16 protein-coding genes, 1 tRNA gene and 1 pseudogene are annotated in these 18,433 nt (G+C 65.3%); 6 read left to right on the top strand and 12 right to left on the bottom strand.

All coding sequences use genetic code 11. The features are described 5' to 3' along the window. From HLH35_RS08335 to uraH, 4 genes and pseudogenes are all read left to right on the top strand, one after another. Window positions 1-316: pseudogene (locus HLH35_RS08335) on the top strand (alanine--glyoxylate aminotransferase family protein); the annotation flags it as partial. Then, window positions 313-1,218: an allantoinase PuuE gene (puuE, locus tag HLH35_RS08330; RefSeq protein WP_182978684.1), complete on the top strand. Its 906-nt coding sequence runs from the start codon at window positions 313-315 to the stop codon at window positions 1,216-1,218. The pseudogene HLH35_RS08335 and the gene puuE, both read left to right, overlap by 4 nt. Then, window positions 1,215-1,751 (top strand): 2-oxo-4-hydroxy-4-carboxy-5-ureidoimidazoline decarboxylase, encoded by a 537-nt coding sequence (gene uraD / locus HLH35_RS08325; protein ID WP_246384939.1) that lies wholly within the window; start codon window positions 1,215-1,217, stop codon window positions 1,749-1,751. The genes puuE and uraD overlap by 4 nt, the downstream gene beginning before the upstream one ends. Continuing rightward, window positions 1,748-2,101 (top strand): hydroxyisourate hydrolase, encoded by a 354-nt coding sequence (gene uraH / locus HLH35_RS08320; protein WP_182964669.1) that lies wholly within the window; start codon window positions 1,748-1,750, stop codon window positions 2,099-2,101. Before uraD ends, uraH begins: the two co-directional genes overlap by 4 nt. A 61-nt stretch (window positions 2,102-2,162) precedes the next feature. On the opposite strand, the gene HLH35_RS08315 is transcribed toward uraH, so the two are convergent. The 4 genes from HLH35_RS08315 to HLH35_RS08300 all read right to left on the bottom strand — a co-directional run bounded on the left by HLH35_RS08315 (window position 2,163) and on the right by HLH35_RS08300 (window position 8,390). Continuing rightward, on the bottom strand, window positions 2,163-3,191 hold the full coding sequence (locus HLH35_RS08315) for an isocitrate/isopropylmalate dehydrogenase family protein (protein ID WP_182978683.1): 1,029 nt from the start codon (window positions 3,189-3,191) through the stop codon (window positions 2,163-2,165). 184 nt (window positions 3,192-3,375) lie between these two features. Next, window positions 3,376-5,151 (bottom strand): aminopeptidase P family protein, encoded by a 1,776-nt coding sequence (locus tag HLH35_RS08310; protein WP_182978682.1) that lies wholly within the window; start codon window positions 5,149-5,151, stop codon window positions 3,376-3,378. Window positions 5,152-5,217: 66 nt separating this feature from the next. Next, on the bottom strand, window positions 5,218-6,132 hold the full coding sequence (locus tag HLH35_RS08305; protein ID WP_182978681.1) for a 50S ribosomal protein L11 methyltransferase: 915 nt from the start codon (window positions 6,130-6,132) through the stop codon (window positions 5,218-5,220). Beyond that, window positions 6,129-8,390 (bottom strand): ATP-dependent helicase, encoded by a 2,262-nt coding sequence (locus tag HLH35_RS08300; RefSeq protein ID WP_220790600.1) that lies wholly within the window; start codon window positions 8,388-8,390, stop codon window positions 6,129-6,131. Before HLH35_RS08300 ends, HLH35_RS08305 begins: the two co-directional genes overlap by 4 nt. 72 nt (window positions 8,391-8,462) lie before the next feature. On the opposite strand from HLH35_RS08300, the gene HLH35_RS08295 reads away from it, so the two are divergent. After that, the gene (locus HLH35_RS08295) at window positions 8,463-9,197 is read left to right on the top strand and encodes a JAB domain-containing protein (RefSeq protein ID WP_182978680.1); all 735 of its coding nucleotides are present in this window, start codon (window positions 8,463-8,465) and stop codon (window positions 9,195-9,197) included. Window positions 9,198-9,202: 5 nt separating this feature from the next. Here HLH35_RS08295 and HLH35_RS08290 read toward each other — a convergent pair whose 3' ends face one another. Next, window positions 9,203-9,907: an HAD hydrolase-like protein gene (locus HLH35_RS08290; protein WP_182978679.1), complete on the bottom strand. Its 705-nt coding sequence runs from the start codon at window positions 9,905-9,907 to the stop codon at window positions 9,203-9,205. 107 nt (window positions 9,908-10,014) lie between these two features. Between HLH35_RS08290 and HLH35_RS08285 the strand changes: the two genes are divergently transcribed. Beyond that, entirely contained in the window at window positions 10,015-10,644 is a 630-nt protein-coding gene (locus HLH35_RS08285) for a JAB domain-containing protein (protein WP_182964662.1), read from the top strand. A gap of 8 nt (window positions 10,645-10,652) precedes the next feature. Here HLH35_RS08285 and HLH35_RS08280 read toward each other — a convergent pair whose 3' ends face one another. The 7 genes from HLH35_RS08280 to HLH35_RS08250 all read right to left on the bottom strand — a co-directional run bounded on the left by HLH35_RS08280 (window position 10,653) and on the right by HLH35_RS08250 (window position 18,354). Next, a complete protein-coding gene (locus tag HLH35_RS08280; RefSeq protein WP_182978678.1) occupies window positions 10,653-12,461 on the bottom strand; it encodes a sensor domain-containing diguanylate cyclase in 1,809 nt (602 codons plus the stop codon). Window positions 12,462-12,544: 83 nt separating this feature from the next. Further along, entirely contained in the window at window positions 12,545-13,012 is a 468-nt protein-coding gene (locus HLH35_RS08275; protein ID WP_182978677.1) for a helix-turn-helix domain-containing protein, read from the bottom strand. 169 nt (window positions 13,013-13,181) lie between these two features. Then, window positions 13,182-15,071, bottom strand: a complete 1,890-nt coding sequence (locus HLH35_RS08270; RefSeq protein WP_182978676.1) for a Hint domain-containing protein — start codon at window positions 15,069-15,071, stop codon at window positions 13,182-13,184. Between the two features lie 297 nt (window positions 15,072-15,368). After that, a tRNA-Thr gene (locus tag HLH35_RS08265) sits at window positions 15,369-15,443 on the bottom strand. Between the two features lie 154 nt (window positions 15,444-15,597). After that, a complete protein-coding gene (gene serA, locus HLH35_RS08260; RefSeq protein WP_182964659.1) occupies window positions 15,598-16,863 on the bottom strand; it encodes a phosphoglycerate dehydrogenase in 1,266 nt (421 codons plus the stop codon). Window positions 16,864-16,975: 112 nt separating this feature from the next. After that, window positions 16,976-17,809, bottom strand: a complete 834-nt coding sequence (locus HLH35_RS08255) for an inositol monophosphatase family protein (protein WP_182978675.1) — start codon at window positions 17,807-17,809, stop codon at window positions 16,976-16,978. Then, entirely contained in the window at window positions 17,806-18,354 is a 549-nt protein-coding gene (locus tag HLH35_RS08250; RefSeq protein ID WP_246384938.1) for a c-type cytochrome, read from the bottom strand. The genes HLH35_RS08255 and HLH35_RS08250 overlap by 4 nt, the downstream gene beginning before the upstream one ends. Between the last annotated feature and the right edge of the window lie 79 nt (window positions 18,355-18,433).

Here is an 18,433-nt window from a genome sequence, read left to right as displayed (position 1 = left end):
GGCCATGGGGCTGAGCCTGTATGGCCAGGATGCCTACCGCATGACCAATGTGACGGGGGTTTATATCCCCGACGGCGTGGATGGCGAGCGGGTGCGGGCCCGGATGCGCGGCGAGTTCGAGATCGAGATCGGCACCGCCTTCGGGCCGCTGGCGGGCAAGGTCTGGCGGATCGGCGCGATGGGGTACAATGCGATGCGGCACAAAGTGCTGATCACGCTCGGTGCGCTGGAGGCCGTGTTGCGGGCCGAGGGCTATGTGCCGCCGCCCGGCGCGGCCATCGATGCGGCCCGGGCTGTCTATGAGGCGGCGTCATGACTGTGCCCTATCCCCGCGACCTTGTCGGCTATGCCGGCGATGCGCCTGATCCGCGCTGGCCCGGTCAGGCGCGGATCGCCGTGCAGTTCGTCATCAATTACGAGGAAGGGGCCGAAAATTCGGTCCTGCATGGCGATGCTGGGTCCGAAGCCTTCCTGTCCGAGATGGTTGGTGCGCGATCAGTGCCCGGCGCGCGGGCAATGGCGATGGAAAGCCTGTACGAATACGGGTCGCGTGCCGGGTTCTGGCGTCTGCGCCGGCTGTTCGTGGAGCGGGGGCTGCCCGTGACGATCTTCGGGGTTGCCGCCGCGATGGCCCGCAACCCGGATGCGGTGGAGGCGATGCTGGATGCGGGGTGGGAAATTGCCAGCCATGGCCTGCGCTGGATCGATTACCAGGATATTCCCGAGGCGCGCGAACGCGCGCATATCCGCGATTGCATTGCGCTGCACACCCACCTGACCGGGTCGCGCCCGCTGGGCTGGTACCAGGGCCGCACCAGCCCGAACACCGCCCGGTTGATCGTCGAGGAAGGTGGCTTCGTCTACGATGCGGATTCCTACGCTGACGACCTGCCGTACTACGACCACCGTTATGGGCGGCCGCAACTGATCGTGCCTTATACGCTGGATGTGAACGACATGCGCTATGTGGCGCTGAATGGCTTCACCGAAGGCGAGCAGTTCTTTCGCTATCTGCGCGATACGTTCGATACCTTGTACGAGGAAGGTGACGTGGCGCCGAAGATGATGTCCGTCGGGTTGCATTGCCGCATCGCCGGCCGTCCGGGCCGCGCCCGCGCGGTGGCACGCTTCCTGGACCATGTGCTGGCCCATGAACGGGTCTGGGTGGCGACGCGCCTGGATGTCGCCCGCCACTGGCTGGAGGTCCATCCCGCATGAATCCGGTCATGCAGCGCGTGAACGAGATGGAACCCGCGCGGTTCGTCGAACGGTTCGGCGCGCTCTACGAACATTCGCCCTGGGTGGTGGAACGTGCGGCGCCCCTGCGCCCGTTTGCGGACCCGGGCGCGATGCTGGCGGCGATGACCGGTGTGCTGGACCGGGCGACGGTGGAAGAGAAGCTGGCGCTGGTGCGTGCGCATCCCGAACTGGCGCGCCGGGCGGGGCTTGACCCTGACCTGACCCGTGCCTCGCAGGCCGAACAGGCCTCGGCGGGGCTGGATCGGCTGACGCCGGAGGAATATGTGCGGTTCAACAGTCTGAATGACGGCTATGCCGCGCGTTTCGGCATGCCGTTCGTGATCTGCGTCCGCCTGTCGGACAAGGCGCTGATCCTGTCGGAAATGGAGCGCCGCCTGGCCCATACGCCGGCGGAGGAACTGGACACCGCGATCGTGGAAATCGGCAAGATCGCGGCCCTGCGCCTGACCGATGCGCTGGGTGTGCTGGCACGGGAGGAGCCGGGATCATGAGCAGTCTGTCGAGCCATGTCCTCGACCTGGTCTCTGGCCGGCCGGCGGCGGGCATGGAGATCGTGCTCTGGTCGGGGGAGGTCTGCCTGTTCCGTGGCCGGACTAATGACGATGGACGGTGCCCGGATCTGGCCGGGGCAGGGGAATTGTCGCCGGGAGCCTATCGGCTGGAATTCGCGGTTGCCGCCTATTTCCGGGCGCAGGGTGTGGCGCTGAGCGACCCGCCCTTTCTGGACGTGGTGCCGATCGCGTTCGGGATTGCGGCTCCGGGGCCGGATGGCAAGGGCGGCCATTACCATGTGCCGCTGCTGGTCTCGCCCTATGGGTTTTCGACCTACAGGGGGAGTTAAAAAACGCCCCGCCGAGGCGGGGCGCGGGGCCGCCGGTTCTGGGGGAACCGGCGGACGTGGATCAGACCAGGTGCTGCTTCAGCGCGGCGGTGAATTCGCGCGTGCCGCTATTGCCGCCCAGGTCGCGGGTCAGCAGTTCGCGCTTGGTGATCACGGCGCGGATGCCGCTTTCGATGCGCTTGGACAGGTCGTCGCGGCCGACATGCTCCAGCATCATGTTCGCAGCCAGCAGCAGGGCCAGCGGGTTGGCGAGGTTCTTGCCGGCGATGTCGGGGGCCGAGCCGTGGACGGCTTCGAACACCGCGGCCTTCTCGCCGATATTGGCACCCGGGGCCATGCCCAGACCGCCGACCAGGCCGGCCGTCAGATCGGACAGGATGTCGCCGAACAGGTTGGTGGTGACGATGACGTCATACTGCCAGGGGTCGATGACCAGCTGCATGGCGCATGCATCGACGATGCGCTCGTTGCATTCCACGCGGCCTTCATATTCCTTGGCGACCTTGCGGCCTTCTTCCAGGAACAGGCCGGTCAGCAGCTTCAGGATGTTGGCCTTGTGGACCAGCGTCACCTTCTTGCGGCCATGCTTGACGGCATATTCGAACGCGAAGCGGACGATGCGGTTACATTCGGCGCGCGAGTTGTAGCCGGCACCCGTCGCGATCCCGTGCGGGTCGTCGCCCACCGGGATGTAGCTTTCCATCGCCGCGTAGTACCCTTCCAGGTTCTCGCGCACCAGGACCAGGTCGATCTTGTCGAAACGGCCACCCGGAACGAATGTCCGCGTCGGGCGCAGGTTGGCATACAGCCCGAATTCCTGGCGCAGGGTTACGTTGATGGACTTGAAGCCGCCACCGACAGGGGTCGTCAGCGGGCTCTTCAGGGCCAGGCCGGTGCGACGGATGCTGTCGATCGTCTGTTGAGGCAGCGGATTGCCGGTCGCGTCAACCGCCGCCATACCCGCGAGCTGCTTGTCCCAGGCAAACGGCGCGCCAACCGCGTCCAGGATCTCGGTCACGGCATCCATGATTTCCGGGCCGATCCCATCGCCGGGGATCAGGGTAGCCGGAATGGTCTTTTCAGCGGACATTGTCGAACGTCTCCCTCTGTGCTTTGCCAGGCCCGACCTGCCGACCGTGCGTTCGCGAGGCGGGGCAGCCGGGCCGGAACCCGTATGGTCCTAGGCCCGTGGCAGACGGGTGACAATTGCACGCGCCCCCGTCGCAGGGGCTTTCGCGGTCACATTATCTGGCGCTGTCCGGGGATGTTTCGCGCTATTCCGCCACGATCGGGGCGCAGGCTGTCGCCAGCCATGCACGGGCGTCTGTATCCAGTTGCGGCGCGATAAGATCAAAAACGCGTGCATGGTACGTATCGAGCCACGCCGCCTCCTCGCCGGTCAGCAGAGCCGGGTCGATCAGCCGCCGGTCGAATGGTGCGAGGGTCAGAGTCTCGAACCCCAGGAAGGTCCGTCCGGCCTCCGCCGGGACCGGGTGGACCAGCAGCAGGTTCTCCAGCCGGATGCCGAAGACCCCCGGCCGGTAATAGCCGGGCTCGTCGGACAGGATCATGCCCGCCGCGACCGCCACCGGCCGATGAACGGGCGAGATCGAACATGGGCCCTCATGCACCGAAAGATAGCTGCCGATGCCATGGCCGGTCCCGTGATCGTAATCCAGCCCCTCCTGCCACAGCGCATAGCGCGCCAGGGCATCCAGCGCATGGCCCGTCGTGCCCACCGGAAAGCGGGCCCGCGCCAGGGCGATATGACCCTTCAGCACGCGGGTGAAGGGGCCGCGCACGCCATCGGGCCCCGGCCCCTTGCCGGTCCAGAGGGTGCGCGTCACGTCGGTCGTGCCGAACGGATACTGGCCGCCGCTGTCGATCAGATAGACTTCGTCGGCGCCAATAGTCCGGGCGGATTCCGGGGTGACCCGGTAGTGGATGACCGCGCCGTTCGGGCCGGCCCCGGAGATGGCGGGAAAGCTTTCCTCGCGATAATCGGGGCAAAGCGCGCGGAAGCCATCCAGTTGTGTCGCGGCCTGGAGTTCATTCTGCCCGACGCCCTCTGTATCGACCCAGTGGAGAAAGCGGCACAGGGCCACGCCGTCGATCAGATGCGCCTTGCGTGCGCCGTCCTGCTCGACATCATTCTTGCAGGCGCGGGGCAGTGCGCACGGGTCCGTGGCGCGGGCGATGGTGGCACCGGCGGCTTCCAGCGTCTGGATGAACCAGATTGCCGTGCCCACCGGATCGACCCGTATTGTCTGGCCGGCCAGTGCCGCCAGGGCCGCGTCGAGCCCCGAGGGGGGCACGATCCGCACCTGCGGGCCCAGCCAGTCCGCGGCGTCGGGCGACACGCGCGCCGGGTCGATAAACAGATCCACCCGTGCGTCGGCATGCAGGATGGCGAAAGCCAGGCAGGCCGGCGTGTAGGGAATGTCGTTGCCGCGAATGTTCAGCAGCCAGGCGATCGATGTCGGGTCGCCCACGATGGCCGCGTCCTGGCCGGCGGCACGCAGGATGACGGCCATGCGGGCCCGCTTGTCGGCGCTGTCCTCGCCCGCGAATGACAGGGGGTGGGGCAGGCAGGGCGTGCCGGGGGCAGCCGGCTGGTCGCTCCAGATCCGGTCCACCGGATTGGCCGCCAGCGGCACCATGTCCAGCCCGCGCGCGAGGTAAGGCTGCAACCCGGCCTCGCCCACCAGATGGGGGTCGTAGCCGATCCGCAGGCCCCGGCCGCCCTGTGCCGCCAGCCATTCCGCCGGTGGGGTGTCGCGCATATGCAGGCGGGCCCAGGCCGTGCCGTCCACCTGCTGGTCCATCTGCGTGATGTATCGCCCGTCGGAGAATATGGCCGCCGGCCCGTCGCGCAGCACGACGGCTAGGCCGGCGCTGCCGGTGAAGCCGCTGAGCCACGCCAGGCGTTCGGCGTAGGGGGCGACATATTCGCCCAGATGCTCGTCGCCGCGCAGCAGGACGAAGCCGTCGACATCCATTTCTTCCAGAACGCGGCGCAGCGCGGGAAGGCGGGCTTGGATCTCGGGCATTGTTATCGTCCTTATTGCTTTATAAACAATCTGTTCTATCGTTTTTCTGTGGCGACGTACGATCTGTCAGGCGCCGGCGGACCCGTCGGGGCGGCGCAGGACGAGCGTCGACCAGTCGCCTTCGGTCAGGTGCCGTTCCAGGACCAGACCCTGCCGCCGGTGGGCTGCGACCACCATCCGGGCCTGGCTGTTCAGCAGGCCGGCCAGGATGGCGGTGCCGCCGGGCGCCAGATGCGCCGCCAGGTCCTTCGCCATCAGGCAGAGCGGGCGGGCCAGGATATTGGCGAAGATCAGGTCGAAGGGGGCATGGCGCTTCAGGCCCGGTGTGCCCCAGCCATTGCCCAGCCGGGCCGTCACGAGTGCCGACAGGCCGTTCAATGCGGCGTTCTGGCGGGTGGTGCGGACGGACCATGGGTCGATATCCACCGCCAGGACCGGGCGGCGCAGCAATGCTGCGGCGGCCATGGCCAGGATGCCCGAGCCGCAGCCCATGTCCAGGATCCGGTGCGGCCGGCGATGCGCCACCTGTTCCAGGGCGCGGAGGCAGCCGCGGGTTGATCCGTGCTCGCCCGACCCGAAGGCCATGCCGGCATCGAGGGTGATTGCGATGCGACGCGAGGTGGACGGACCTTCCAGATGGGTTCCGCGCACCACGAAACGCTTCCCGACATCCTGCTCGGGGAAGGATTCGTAGGTGCGGGCCAGCCAGCCTTCGGCCTCGGTTCGCGTGCGTTCCAGTTCGGCAGCGTATCCGCTGACGGCGGCGGCCAGGGCCAGGGCGGCCGTCAGTTCGGCCTCGCCGAAGCCGAGGTCGCGCACGCCTTCGACCCGCCACAGGATCTGGGTATCGTCGACCTCGAAGATCCCGATTGTGGAACAGACGACCGAGAGCGCGTCCTCGTACGCCATGACGGCGTCGGCGGGGACGGTGACGGCAATGGTTTCCAGTTCCGTCGCGTGGCGACGGGTCAGACTTGTCATGGTGCTTTCTCGACAAAACTGTCCAGGAGACGTTTCGGTCCCGCCTTGTCGAAGGCGACTTCCAGCCGGTTGCCCTCGACGGACGACACCGTCCCGTATCCGAATTTCTGATGAAAGACGCGCGTGCCCACCGGCATCGCCGCTTTGGCGGGTGCCGCCGCGTCGCCCGCATCGGCCACGCGCGGCCGGCGCGCGGTGATGGGGAAGGTGCTGGAGAAGGCGGGAGCCTGGCCGAAGCTCCGGCTGCGCGCCTGGCTGGCGGCGCCGGTCGTGGTCACGTATTCGTCCGGCAGTTCCTCAATGAAACGGCTGGGCATGGCGGACTGCCAGTTGCCGTAGATGCGGCGGCTGGCGGCATGGCTGATGATGGCCCGATGCCGCGCCCGCGTGATGCCGACATAGGCCAGGCGCCGTTCTTCCTCCAGCCCCTTCAGGCCGCCTTCGTCCAATGTGCGCTGCGACGGAAAAACGCCTTCCTCCCAGCCCGGCAGGAACACGGTGTCGAATTCCAGCCCCTTCGCGCCGTGGAGGGTCATGATGCTCAGGCGTTCGGTGCCCGCACTTTCCTCGTTTTCCATCACCAGGGCGACATGTTCCAGGAAGTGGCCCAGGCTTTCGAAATCGGCCAGCGCGCGCACCAGTTCCTTCAGATTGTCCAGCCGGCCCGGTGCCTCGACCGAGGTATCGGCCTTCCACATGTCGATATAGCCGCTTTCCTCCAGCAGCGTGTCGACGACCACGACATGGCCCTCGCGCGGCAGGGCCTCGCGCCCCCGATCCAGGCAGGCCAGCAGCGCGGCCAGACTGTCGCGGGCTTTTCCCTTGATCTCGCCGCGTTCCAGCATGGCGCCGATTGCGGCCGTCAGCGGCATGCCGCCGTCGCGGGCGGCCTGATGGAACTTCTGCATCGCGACGGCGCCGATACCGCGCCGGGGCACGTTGATGATGCGTTCGAACGCCAGATCGTCCGCCGGCTGGTTCAGCACGCGCATATAGGCCAGTGCGTCGCGGATTTCCGCGCGTTCATAGAAGCGCAGGCCGCCGACGACCCGGTAGGGCAGGCCGAGTGCGATCAGCCGCTCCTCGAACGCGCGGGTCTGGAAGCCGGCGCGGACCAGGATGGCGATTTCCGACATGCGGTGGCCGCCGGCACGCAGGCGTTCGACTTCCTCGCCGACCAGCCGGGCCTCGTCGTCCGAATCCCAGACCGAGGCCACGCGGACCTTTTCGCCGGATGCGTCGTCGCGGCCGGGGCGCAGGGTCTTGCCCAGCCTGCCGTCATTATGCGCGATCAGGCCGGAGGCGGCGCCCAGGATCTGGGCGGTGGAGCGATAATTGCGTTCCAGCCGGACGATGGCAGCGCCGGGGAAGTCGCGCTCGAAGCGCAGGATGTTTTCGACCTCCGCGCCGCGCCAGGAATAGATCGACTGGTCGTCGTCGCCGACGCAGCAGATATTCGCCTGCTGCCCTTCGCGCTGGGCCAGCAGGCGCAGCCACAGATACTGGATGGTGTTGGTGTCCTGATACTCGTCGACCAGGATGTAGCGGAACAGCCGGTGATATTGCGCCAGCACGTCCGGCCTGGTGCGCAGGATCTCGGTGACATGCAGCATCAGGTCGCCGAAATCGCAGGCGTTCAGCTGGACCAGCCGCGCCTGGTAGCTGGCATAGATCGCCCGGCACTGGCCGTTGGCGAAATCGCAATCCTCGGCCGGGGTGACGCGCTCGGGCGTCAGTCCGCGATCCTTCCAGCGCTGGATCACGCCCAGGATACCCTGGGGGGGCCAGCGTTTGCTGTCGATGCGCAAGGGCTCGATCACCTGCTTGAGCAGGCGGAGCTGGTCGTCGGTATCGAGGATGGTGAAGCCTGAACTCAGTCCGACATATTCGGCATGGCGGCGCAGCATGCGTGCGCACAGGGCGTGGAATGTGCCCAGCCACAGCCCTTCGACCGGTTCGCCCAGCAGGGTGCCGATCCGCTCGCGCATTTCGCGCGCCGCCTTGTTGGTGAAGGTTACGGCCAGGATCTGGTAGGGCCGCGCGCGGCCCGACAGCAGGATATGGGCGAAGCGGGTGGTCAGGACGCGGGTCTTGCCCGTGCCCGCGCCGGCAAGGACCAGCAGCGGGCCGTCGGTTGTCTCGATCGCCATCCGCTGTTCGGGATTGAGGCGCTGGAGATAATCCGGAGCGTTGGGGGTGGGGGCTGGGGTCTGGTTCACGGTTTCGGTATAGGGCGTCGCGGGACTATGACCAAGCATTGCGACCACGCATTGCGGACTGATTCCTGCACCGGGGGGACTGGTCCATCGGATACGGAGACAGGCAGCGTCATGACGCGGGTGGGCAGGAGCGGCGGAAAGGGCGCGGGGCAGGCGGTTCCCTTCAGGGAAACCGGGCCGAGCGGGCACCGGGCGCGGATGCGCGCGCGGGTTCTGGCCTCCGGCGCCGCGTCGCTCGCGGATTACGAGATCGTGGAGATGCTGCTGTTCATCGGTGTGCCGAGGCGGGACACCAAACCGCAGGCCAAGGCCCTGCTGAACCGATTCGGCAGTCTGGGCGCGCTGCTGTCGGCCTCGGCCGATGCCCTGCGGGAGGCGGGCCTGTCGGACCGGGTGGCGGCGGCGCTGGGGTTGCCGGCTTCGGTGGCCGACTGCCTGTCGCGTCCCGATCCATTGACCCGCACCCCGATGGGGGACTGGGATGCCGTGTTGGCCTATTGCGACACGCAACTGGCTGATGCGCCGCCCGGCCAACTGCGTGTTCTCTTCCTCGACAGCATCAATCACATCATCGCGGACGAAGCGGTGGACGATATGTGGGATGAGGGTACGCCCGAACTGACCCAGCGCCATATCCTGCTGCGGGCGCTCGACCTGCATGCCTCGGCGCTGGTCGGCGTCCGCATCGCGCCCTCATGGCCGCCGCCGGTTGCGATGATCGAAGGGGACGCGGTGCTGATGCAGGCCATTTCCTACCACGCGCAGAATCTGTCCCTGACGATCCAGGACCATGTGTTCCTGCGGCAGGGCCAGTGGCTCAGCCTGCGTCAGCAGCGGCGGCTCTAGATATTTTACCCCGCCGGATGGATGTGCGCTGCCGCAAGCTGGCCCCGGATGGCGGCCATCAGTTCACCCGGATCGGTCACCAGCGCGTCTGCTCCGGCTTCGGTCAGTTCTTCCTCGCCGCCATATCCCCACAGTACGCCCAGCCCCCTGATATGGTTGGCATGCGCCCCGCTGATATCGAACCGGCGATCGCCCACCATGATGGCGCGGTTTTTGGCGATCTGGTGTTCTTCCAGCAATTGCGCGATCAGTTCGGGCTTTTCCGCGCCGGTATCGTCGGGCCGTGCGCCGTACAGAGCCGTGAAATAGGGGGTCAGTTCCCGCAATTCCAGGATCGCGCGTGCCAGGTGAACCGGTTTGGAGGTCGCGAGGAACAGCCGGGCGCCTGATGCCGTCACGGCCTCGATCACCTCGCGCATGCCGGGAAAGACAGGGCTGCGATGCATGCCGCGCCGTTCGTAATGATAGCGGTAGCGGCGTACGGCTTCTTCGGCGCGGTCATCGCCATAATGCGTCAGGACGCGCGCCACCAGATCATGCAGGGGAGGGCCGACAACCCAGGTCAGGTCTTCCGCCGGATCGGGTTCATGGCCAAGATCGCGTATCGCGTCGTGCAGGGAACTGATAATGCCGGCGCGGGAATCGATGATGGTACCGTCGAGATCGAGAAGAACCGCGTCGTGATGGCTGAGAGACGACAGAACATTCATACCGGCGATGGTCCTTTTGGCTCCATGAAGACCCCTTATAGCCCCACCGCAGCCGCTTCGCGACCATTGCCGGCCTTCCTTGCGGGTGGCCGGGGGCGCGGGACGGCATGAGCGCCGCCGCGACCATTGCGGAGGATGCCGCGCTGCTGTCCACGATCCTGGCGCTGATCCTGCCGCCGGGCGCTGATCCGACGGCGCTGGCGCAGGCCCTCCTGAAACGATTCGGGACGGCTGGTGCCGTCTTCGCCGCCGATGCCGACGAATTGTCGGCAGTTGCCGACGGGCGCCTTCAGGTGGTCGTTACCTTTCCGCTGCTGCGCGAGGCGGCCATCCGGCTGATGCGTACCCGAATCCGGCAGGGTAGCCTGCTGGCGTCACATGATGCGCTGATGGCCTATCTGCAGGCCGTTCTGGCGCGCGAGACGCTGGAACAGTTTCGCGTGCTGTTCCTGGACCGGAATGCCCGCCTGATTGCGGATGAGGTCCTGGCCCAAGGCACGATCGACCAGACGCCCGTCTATCCGCGGGAGGTCATGCGCCGTGCCATCCGCCTGAAGGCGAGTGAGCTGATTCTGGTCCATAATCATCCTGGCTGGAACCCCATGCCGTCGCGCGAGGACATCATGATGACCCGGCGGCTGGAACAGATCGCCACCGTGCTGGGGCTGACGGTGCGCGACCATGTCATCGTGGGCAATGGCGGCGCGACCAGTTTCCGGCAGTCCGGGCTGCTGTGAGAGCCCGTTCAGGCGCTGTCGGCTGGCTGTGAGGTGAGGGTGGCGTCGGCGATCATCAGCCGGTTGCGGCCCCCTCTCTTCGCGGCATAGAGCGCCTGGTCGGCGCGCTCGATCAATGCCGCATGCTCTTCGCCGGGCTGGTGGTTGGCGATGCCCATGCTGATGGTGACATGCAGGGTCGGACCGGACGGGATCGCGATCGAATCCGACGAGACGGCGCGGACGAGGCGGCGCGCCAGGCTGATCGCCTGCTCCGGGTTCTGGTCGGTGATCAGGACCGCGAATTCCTCGCCTCCGATCCGGGCGACCATGTCGCTGTCGCGCACGGAAGCCAGCACCGTGGACGCCACCCGCCGCAGCACCACGTCCCCGACCGGATGACCGTAGCGGTCATTGACCAGCTTGAAATGATCCAGGTCGAAGATCGCGACTGCTATCTTCGATGTCCTCTGCGCCAGACAGGCGTGGAGCGTCTGGAAGAATGCGCGCCGGTTGGGCAGGCCGGTCAGTTCGTCGGTGTTGGCGGCATGCTCGTTGGCTTCGGCGATCTGCCGGTTCTGCTCGTCCTGCGTCAACTGGTCGGTCACGTCGCGGATCAGCCCGCCATAACCCAGATCTTCATCCAGGCGGTGGGCCAGGATCTCGACATGTCGGATCGTGCCGTCGCGACGGCAGATGCTGACGATCTGGCGCAGATCTTCACGGCTGCCCGATACGATTTCGGCCAGCGCACGGCTGAGCGCCACGCGATCCTCGGGGATGACGCTCTCCAGCATGTGCTGGCCCAGCCGATATTCGACCGGCACGCCGAATAATTGCTCGGACGCCGGGTTGAGGTAGCTCCACCGTCCGAAGGCATCCACCCGGAACAGCACGTCGCCCACCCGGTCGGCCAGGTGACGGAAATCGCGCAGCCGCCGCTCGGCCAGTAAGGCCTTCTGGTCGCGCTGGGTCAGTACGGCCCCCAGGGGCAAGGCACAGAAGAAGATCGTCGCCAGATCGAGCTGGAAAATATAGACCCGCAGCGAGTCCGGCCCATGAAAGGGCATGACGGGACCGACGTCGGTGAAGATGAAATAACTGCCGATCATGGCGATGATCGCAACGGCCAGCGCGGCGCCCTTGGCATAGAGATGGTAGGTGGCGAGGACCAGCGGAGGCAGAAGCAGGAACTGGAATGGATAGTGTGACTGGCGATAGACCACGATTGCCGCGCCGGCGACCAGCGCCATCAGGCCGATGACCACCAGTCGCGAGGGGGCATCATGGTCTGCGCTCCCCTTGGTATCGTAGGGATTCAGGGCCAGAAGAACCGGAACGGTAATCAGAAGGCCGGGCAGGTGGGCCATCGTCCAGGCCATCGCGCCGCCCAGCCAGTCGCGTCCCTCACTGAGGTAAAGTGCTTCCGCGGCGATGACCGCAGAGCAGATCACGGCCACAACCGTCGCGACAGCGAAACGGAATGCCCATCCGGGATATTCGAAAAAGCCGGATATGGGGCTGAAACGGCGGGTCAGAAGAACGGCGAGTACGGTTTCGACCAGATTGGCGGTAGCGAAGCCGACACTGGTGACCCAGGGGCGATGGTCACCCAGATTGACCATCGTCGACAGGACCAGCAGCAGCGGGGGAAACAGCCGCCAGTTGAAATTCCGGATGCACAGGGCCGCCGCCGCCAGGATTGCGTTGGCGGGCCAGATCATCGAGGAACTGCCGCCATGCCGGGTCCATCCGACACTGACAATGGCGGCAAGGCACCAGACCGCGCAGGTCAATATCGTCGACAGACTGCTCCGACCCGCCAGGATTCCCGTCATATTCCGCGACCCGCATACTCTTGTAATTTCAATTATCATCACCGGGTAGTTGATGGACAGACGGCAAGAGCGCCTGCAGGCAGTCAATCGTCGTTTTCGGCGGTCCTGGTCTGGCGTTCGACATATTTCTGGACGCTGATCTTCGATGCGACCGGGAGGCGGCGGTAAAGAGTGATGAGATCGTGTTCGTCCACTGAGAGATCCGCGCGGAATGACTGCTCCGTCATGCCGCTGAGGAAGAGTTCCATGGGTACCTGGAACAGTTCGGCCAGTCTGGGGATATGGATGCGTGCGCTACTACGGCCGGTTTCCAGGGCCGCTATGGCGGAGCGGCTCAGGCCGAGTGCCGTGGCCAGTTCGGACTGGCTCATGCCGCAGGCTGAGCGCAGGGTGGCGATCTTCTTGGCGAGTTCGGCCGACGGTGAGGCCTTCTCGCCGTCATTGCCGGCCAGTGTTGCGCTGTTCTCCCGGATCCATTTGCGAAAGAGCTGTTGGGTGACCAGATGCTCGCCATCGTCCGCCGAAGGCGAAACCAGGGTGTAGGAGAGCATGCCCTTGGGGAAATCGCGTACTCGGCGGGCCGGGAGAGACGGATCTTCCGGGCTCCAGATTTGTCCGGGCTGGAGGAGAATTCTTTGCGCCATGGATGGTAGATAAAGCAGAAGCCCTGCTCCCGTGAAGGGAGCAGGGCCCGGTCACGAAACGACCGTGCCAGGATTGTCAGGCCATTCGCGCCGACGCGGCCCCGGCCGATCCGGTGGAGGTGAGGTAAAGACCGGATTCCCGGACCTGAATGGCCAGCAGGGCAACGCCATTGGGGTATCGCTGGCCGAGCGGCAGCAGCGCGTTGCCGTCGGTCCAGCGCCGGTCAGCCTGTTCGAGCGCATTCCAGCCGGACAGGGTTGTGTCGGTCAGATGCGTCGTGACGTTCTGGGCGTGATTGCCTTCGAACAGCATGATCTCGCCGACCGAGATGCCGGACTGGCGGCGGTCGTCGACGAATGGGCCGATCGTATCGCTGGGGCGGCCGGAGCGAGAAACCAGGCGCACCGATGCGACACCGGTCGGGATCATGAAGCTGATATAGCCGTTCGCCTCGCGGACCGGGCGGAGGATCTGCCCCTTGTCGGTGACGAGATGCAGCTCCGGGTCGGCCGTCAGGGGCGGTGCCTCGGCACGGTTTTTCAGGCCGGCCTGCGTCGCACGGGTCTCGATCCGGCGGAACAGGGGCTCGGCGAAGCTCCGGTCGACGCCGAGGGGGGCCGCCGCGTCCTCGGCCCAGTTCTTCGCGCGGCCGCCGATCCTGAGGACTGGCCCGTTCTGACGGAATGTGCCGCGATTGCCCGTGTCGAGATAGGTTTCGGTCAGAACGCCGTCCGCCATGATCACGGCGTGTTCTTCGGTCTCGATATGGTAATAGTCATAGGTGGTGAAGGACTTGTCATAGAAAATCGATCGTCCGTTGACGAGCATGCGGGCCGGGATGAACTTGCCATCAAAGAACAGGCAATGTTCGGCGGTGATCAGCATGTCCTTGTAGGGGGTGCCATCGGCGAGCGCGTCCTTGAGGATGCGGATCGGGTAACCTGATTCGTCATCCGGCAGGTCTGGATTGACAGTCGTCGTCCTGCTGCCGGCCCAGATTACCTTGCGGGTGATCGTCGTGTTGTTCTGCCAGTCGAAGACCGATACTTCGTCGCCGATACGCATCTCTTCGACCGCACGGTCACCGTCCGGCATCCGGATCATGGAGCCGGCGAGATAGCAGACACCGATATAAGTATTGCCGCTATTGTAGGTAATTTTCAGGGGGTTCGTCGCGGTATCTGTCGTCGCCAGATTATTGTAAGTTCCGGCGGGAAGGTATGCACCTGTTGCGGGTGTTGCAGTGTAAGTTGCAATTTGTGTCCCGTCGCTTCCAAAAAGTGTAATTGTTTTATCTGTTCCTGAGTTTGTTATGGTATAACCAGAAATGGTAGCGACTGTATTCTGGAGTTCTATAGTATCGTACTGCGGGTCGTATCCGGTGATGTTTATGTTGGAAAGGTTAAGGAAGACGTTGTTCCCATTCAGGACAAGAGTTCCGCCTCCTGTCGTGAACTTGATATTCGTTCCCTGAAGAAGGCTGACGAGCTGCGTTGAGCCGTTGTACTCCCCACCGTAACCGATGTTGATGTTCGAACCGGTGAGGGCGCCGGCCAGAATGCCACCAGAGAATGATGCGGTACCACCATAAATATTGACAGTTGCTACCGTCGCGGCGTTCGCAACAAAATTAATATCTGTCGTTCCGCCAATCGTGAATGTGGGGACAGACAAAAGGCCGAGAAGAAAATCGATAGTTCCGCTGGAGCCAGGGGTGGAGACCCACGCCCCGCCAAGAACAGACACAAGGCTACCGTTGGTCGCATTCGTTCCTGTCTGAATATTTTCAGCCAGAATATTATCCGGGACGCCGTTAATTGTAGAGATCGTCTTTCCGCTTGCGTCTGTTATGACGATATTGGAGTTTCCAACGCCACCATTAAAGACAGTTCCATCAGTAATGGTCCACGTAGTTTCTACATGACCTGCTGCATCGTAAGTGTGGTACGTTCCTGCGCTCGACATGGTCGTGCTCCTCCAGAGATTGACGCTTCCCTTCGAAGACCGGAATTTCAGATTGTCATATAAAAGTTAACAAACGCCCCATATCGCGGGCGGCATGCGCGGCGGCCATAAGAAGCCATGAATCTTCCGGGCGTGCTTCAGGCCGGGGAACTGGTCATGGCGGCAGGGCAGGCCGAATGACGATCCTTGTTGGATCGAAATCCTGCCCGTCAGAATGAGGACGTTTGATGGAAAACGCTGGAATCGCTTGAGACGCGATCCCTGCGTTATTGCCCGTGGGAGGAATGTGGGGATTTCTGGTGCCGGGTGAGGGATTTGAACCCCCGACCTTCGGTTTACAAAACCGCTGCACTACCGCTGTGCTAACCCGGCGGCGATGGGCGCGTTACGCCATCGTTTAGGCTATCCGCGACATGGGTGTCCGTTTGGGACCCTGGTCGGAGACTGTCTGCTTTTGCCTCTGTCTTCCTGACGGGTCAAGAGGGCAGGGTGGCGGGGAGGATCATGCCCCGCCACCCTATTTTGGTCAGGGCTGCTGGTACAGCAGGCGGGCGCGGATCGTGCCCTTCAGGTCGCGCAGGCGGCGCAGGATGCGGTTGTCCTTGTCGGTATCGCGTCCCGTATCGGCCTCGACCACCACATAGCCCAGTTCGCCGTCCGTCTGGAGATACTGGGCCGTGATGTTGCTGTTCTCGGCCATGAAGATCTCGTTGATCTGCAGCATGATGCCGGGAACGTTGCTGTGGACGTGCATGAAGCGGGTGCCGCGCGGGCTTTCGGGCAACTGCACGGTCGGGAAATTGACGGCGCCCAGGGTCGAGCCCACGTCGGAATATTCGATCAGCTTCCGCGCGACCTCGACGCCGATCCGCTCCTGCGCCTCGGCGGTGGAGCCGCCGATATGCGGGGTGAGGATGACGTTATCCAGCCCCTGGAGCGGCGAGGTAAAGGCATCGCCCGCGCCCTTGGGTTCGGTCGGGAACACGTCGATCGCCGCCCCCAGCAGGTGGCCGTCGCGCAGGGCGTCGGCCAGGGCCGCCAGGTCCACGACATTGCCGCGGGCGTTGTTGATCAGGAACGAGCCGGGCTTCATCGCGCGGATCTGCTCGGCGCCGATCAGGTTCGCGGTGCTGGGCAGTTGCGGCACATGGAGGCTGACCACGTCGCTCTGCGCCAGAAGATCGTTCAGAGAATCGACCGGGGTGGCGTTGCCGTGAACCAGCTTGTCGATCACGTCGTAATAGATCACCCGCATGCCGAACGCCTCGGCCAGGACCGAGAGCTGCGAGCCGATCGAGCCGTAGCCGACGATGCCGAGCGTCTTGCCCCGGACTTCCCAGCTATTGGCCGCCGATTTGTTCCAGCCGCCTTCATGGCACTGGACCGAGCGGGGGAAGATCCGCCGCATCAGCATCACGACCTCGCCCATTACCAGCTCGGCGACCGAGCGCGTGTTGCTGAACGGGGCGTTGAACACCGGAATGCCGTGGCCGCGCGCCGCCGTCAGGTTGACCTGGTTGGTGCCGATGCAGAAGCAGCCCACGGCGATCAGCCGGTCGGCGGCGGCAATGACCTCGTCGGTCAGCTGGGTGCGGGAACGGATACCCACGATATGCACGCCTTCCAGCGCCTCGCGCAGGGCCGCCCCTTCCAGGGCGGTCTTCAGGCGCGTGACGTTCTCGTATCCGTTGGCCTTCAGCAGCGACACGGCGCTGTCATGTATGCCTTCGAGAAGCAGGATGCGGATCTTGTCCTTGGGGAGGGACAGGTGGGAGGTGGCTTCGCTGCTCATCTCGAATACTCGCGTTTATTCGGTGAAGATGGTGCTCCTATCCGATCCGCGGATAAATGGATAGGGGAAGGATGGCATCGGTGCCATGTGCCGGCCGGGCGGTGGCGTGGGTTCAATGCGCAGGCAGGCCGGTATTCAGCAGGGAGACGGCATCCGCCAGGATCGCCTGATCGCCCACGGCCAGCACCGTGCCGTCGCCCTCGGCCCGCAGCGGGCGGCCGTGCCAGTCCGTCACCCGGCCGCCGGCACCCTCGATAATGGGGACCAGGGCGGCCCAGTCCCAGACCTTCATCGTGCATTCCGCGATCACGTCAACCTGGCCGAGCGCCAGCAGGCCGTAGGCATAGCAGTCGCCGCCCCAGGTCACGCGGCGGGCGGCGCGGCGCAGCGCGTCCCAATGCGGTGTCGGTGCGCCCTCGATCATCTCGGGCGAGGTGCAGGAGAGTTCGGCCACCTTCAAATCGGTGCAGCGCCGGGTGCCGATGGCGCCGGGAAGGCGGGATTCGTAGCGCGTTGGCCGGCCACGCACGCCGATCCAGCGCTCGCCGGTGATCGGCTGGTCGATGATGCCCAGCACCGGGACCCCGTCATCCAGCAGGGCGATCAGCGTGCCGAAGGTTGGCCGGCCGGTCACGAATGCCCGCGTGCCGTCGATCGGGTCGATCACCCAGCACCAGCGGGAGCCCGCGCGTTCCAGCCCGAATTCCTCGCCCAGAACCGCGTGGTCGGGCAGGCGTTCGGCCAGGGTTGCCCGGATAGTGCGTTCGGCGGTGCGGTCGGCGACGGTTACCGGGCTCTGGTCGCTCTTGTCGTCCACCGCGAGCCTGGACCGGAAGAACGGACGGATCACGCATCCGGCGGCATCGGCAGCGGCGATCGCGGCTTCCAGCAGGCGGTCGGCATCGGAGAGGGGGATGTCGGCCTGGGGCGTATTGGACTGGGTCATGGAAGGTGTCCTCCGTCGGACAAAGTGTGCAGATAGGCGATGATCGCCGCGCGGTCGCGGATATCGGGCAGGCCGGGGAATGCCATGCGGGTGCCGGGCGCGAAACGGGCCGGGCTTTCCAGCCACGTCGAAAGGGCGTCGTCGGTCCAGAGCTCCGACCGGTGTGCCGACAGCGCGGGAGAGAAGCTATAGCCGGGAATCCCGGCGATGGGGGTGCCGGCGACGCCGAACAGGTCGGGGCCGACCGTGGGCGGCGCGTCCTTCGTGAAACTGTGGCACATCGTGCAGGATCGTGCCGCAAGGGTCTGTCCCGCCTTGGGATCGGCATGGGCGAGTGCGTCGGCGATCGACGGGCCGGCCGCTCCGTCGGGTGGTTCGGGCAGGGCGAAGGCCGGACGGAGCGGGATGGCGACGGGGACGGCCAGGCGCCCGACCCCGACACTGCCCGCGACGGCCAGCGCGGTCAGCAGGATCGCGGCGCCGATGCGATTGGCGTCGTGGCTGTCCATCCGGGATACGATGCTCCATCCGTGTTTCGGTTGCATGCGGGCCGGTCCTTACCTAGACTGCCGGCCGCCTTGTGTGAAGCAGCGTGGGATCGTGCCGATGGGCCGGAGCGCATGT

Origin of the sequence: Gluconacetobacter asukensis (assembly GCF_014174375.1) — a bacterium.
Lineage (GTDB): Bacteria > Pseudomonadota > Alphaproteobacteria > Acetobacterales > Acetobacteraceae > Gluconacetobacter > Gluconacetobacter asukensis.
This window is presented reverse-complemented; position numbering and strand designations above follow the sequence as displayed.

Bases quoted from the DNA above. Each gene is read 5' to 3' on its own strand.
- puuE (WP_182978684.1), top strand. From the start codon at position 313: ATGACTGTGCCCTATCCCCGCGACCTTGTCGGCTATGCCGGCGATGCG.
- HLH35_RS08310 (WP_182978682.1), bottom strand. From the start codon at position 5,151: ATGCCCGAGATCCAAGCCCGCCTTCCCGCGCTGCGCCGCGTTCTGGAA.
- HLH35_RS08295 (WP_182978680.1), top strand. From the start codon at position 8,463: ATGACGCGGGTGGGCAGGAGCGGCGGAAAGGGCGCGGGGCAGGCGGTT.
- HLH35_RS08300 (WP_220790600.1), bottom strand. From the start codon at position 8,390: ATGCTTGGTCATAGTCCCGCGACGCCCTATACCGAAACCGTGAACCAG.
- uraH (WP_182964669.1), top strand. From the start codon at position 1,748: ATGAGCAGTCTGTCGAGCCATGTCCTCGACCTGGTCTCTGGCCGGCCG.
- HLH35_RS08305 (WP_182978681.1), bottom strand. From the start codon at position 6,132: ATGACAAGTCTGACCCGTCGCCACGCGACGGAACTGGAAACCATTGCC.
- HLH35_RS08315 (WP_182978683.1), bottom strand. From the start codon at position 3,191: ATGTCCGCTGAAAAGACCATTCCGGCTACCCTGATCCCCGGCGATGGG.
- HLH35_RS08285 (WP_182964662.1), top strand. From the start codon at position 10,015: ATGAGCGCCGCCGCGACCATTGCGGAGGATGCCGCGCTGCTGTCCACG.
- HLH35_RS08290 (WP_182978679.1), bottom strand. From the start codon at position 9,907: ATGAATGTTCTGTCGTCTCTCAGCCATCACGACGCGGTTCTTCTCGAT.
- HLH35_RS08280 (WP_182978678.1), bottom strand. From the start codon at position 12,461: ATGACGGGAATCCTGGCGGGTCGGAGCAGTCTGTCGACGATATTGACC.
- HLH35_RS08250 (WP_246384938.1), bottom strand. From the start codon at position 18,354: ATGCAACCGAAACACGGATGGAGCATCGTATCCCGGATGGACAGCCAC.
- HLH35_RS08270 (WP_182978676.1), bottom strand. From the start codon at position 15,071: ATGTCGAGCGCAGGAACGTACCACACTTACGATGCAGCAGGTCATGTA.
- HLH35_RS08255 (WP_182978675.1), bottom strand. From the start codon at position 17,809: ATGACCCAGTCCAATACGCCCCAGGCCGACATCCCCCTCTCCGATGCC.
- HLH35_RS08275 (WP_182978677.1), bottom strand. From the start codon at position 13,012: ATGCTCTCCTACACCCTGGTTTCGCCTTCGGCGGACGATGGCGAGCAT.
- uraD (WP_246384939.1), top strand. From the start codon at position 1,215: ATGAATCCGGTCATGCAGCGCGTGAACGAGATGGAACCCGCGCGGTTC.
- serA (WP_182964659.1), bottom strand. From the start codon at position 16,863: ATGAGCAGCGAAGCCACCTCCCACCTGTCCCTCCCCAAGGACAAGATC.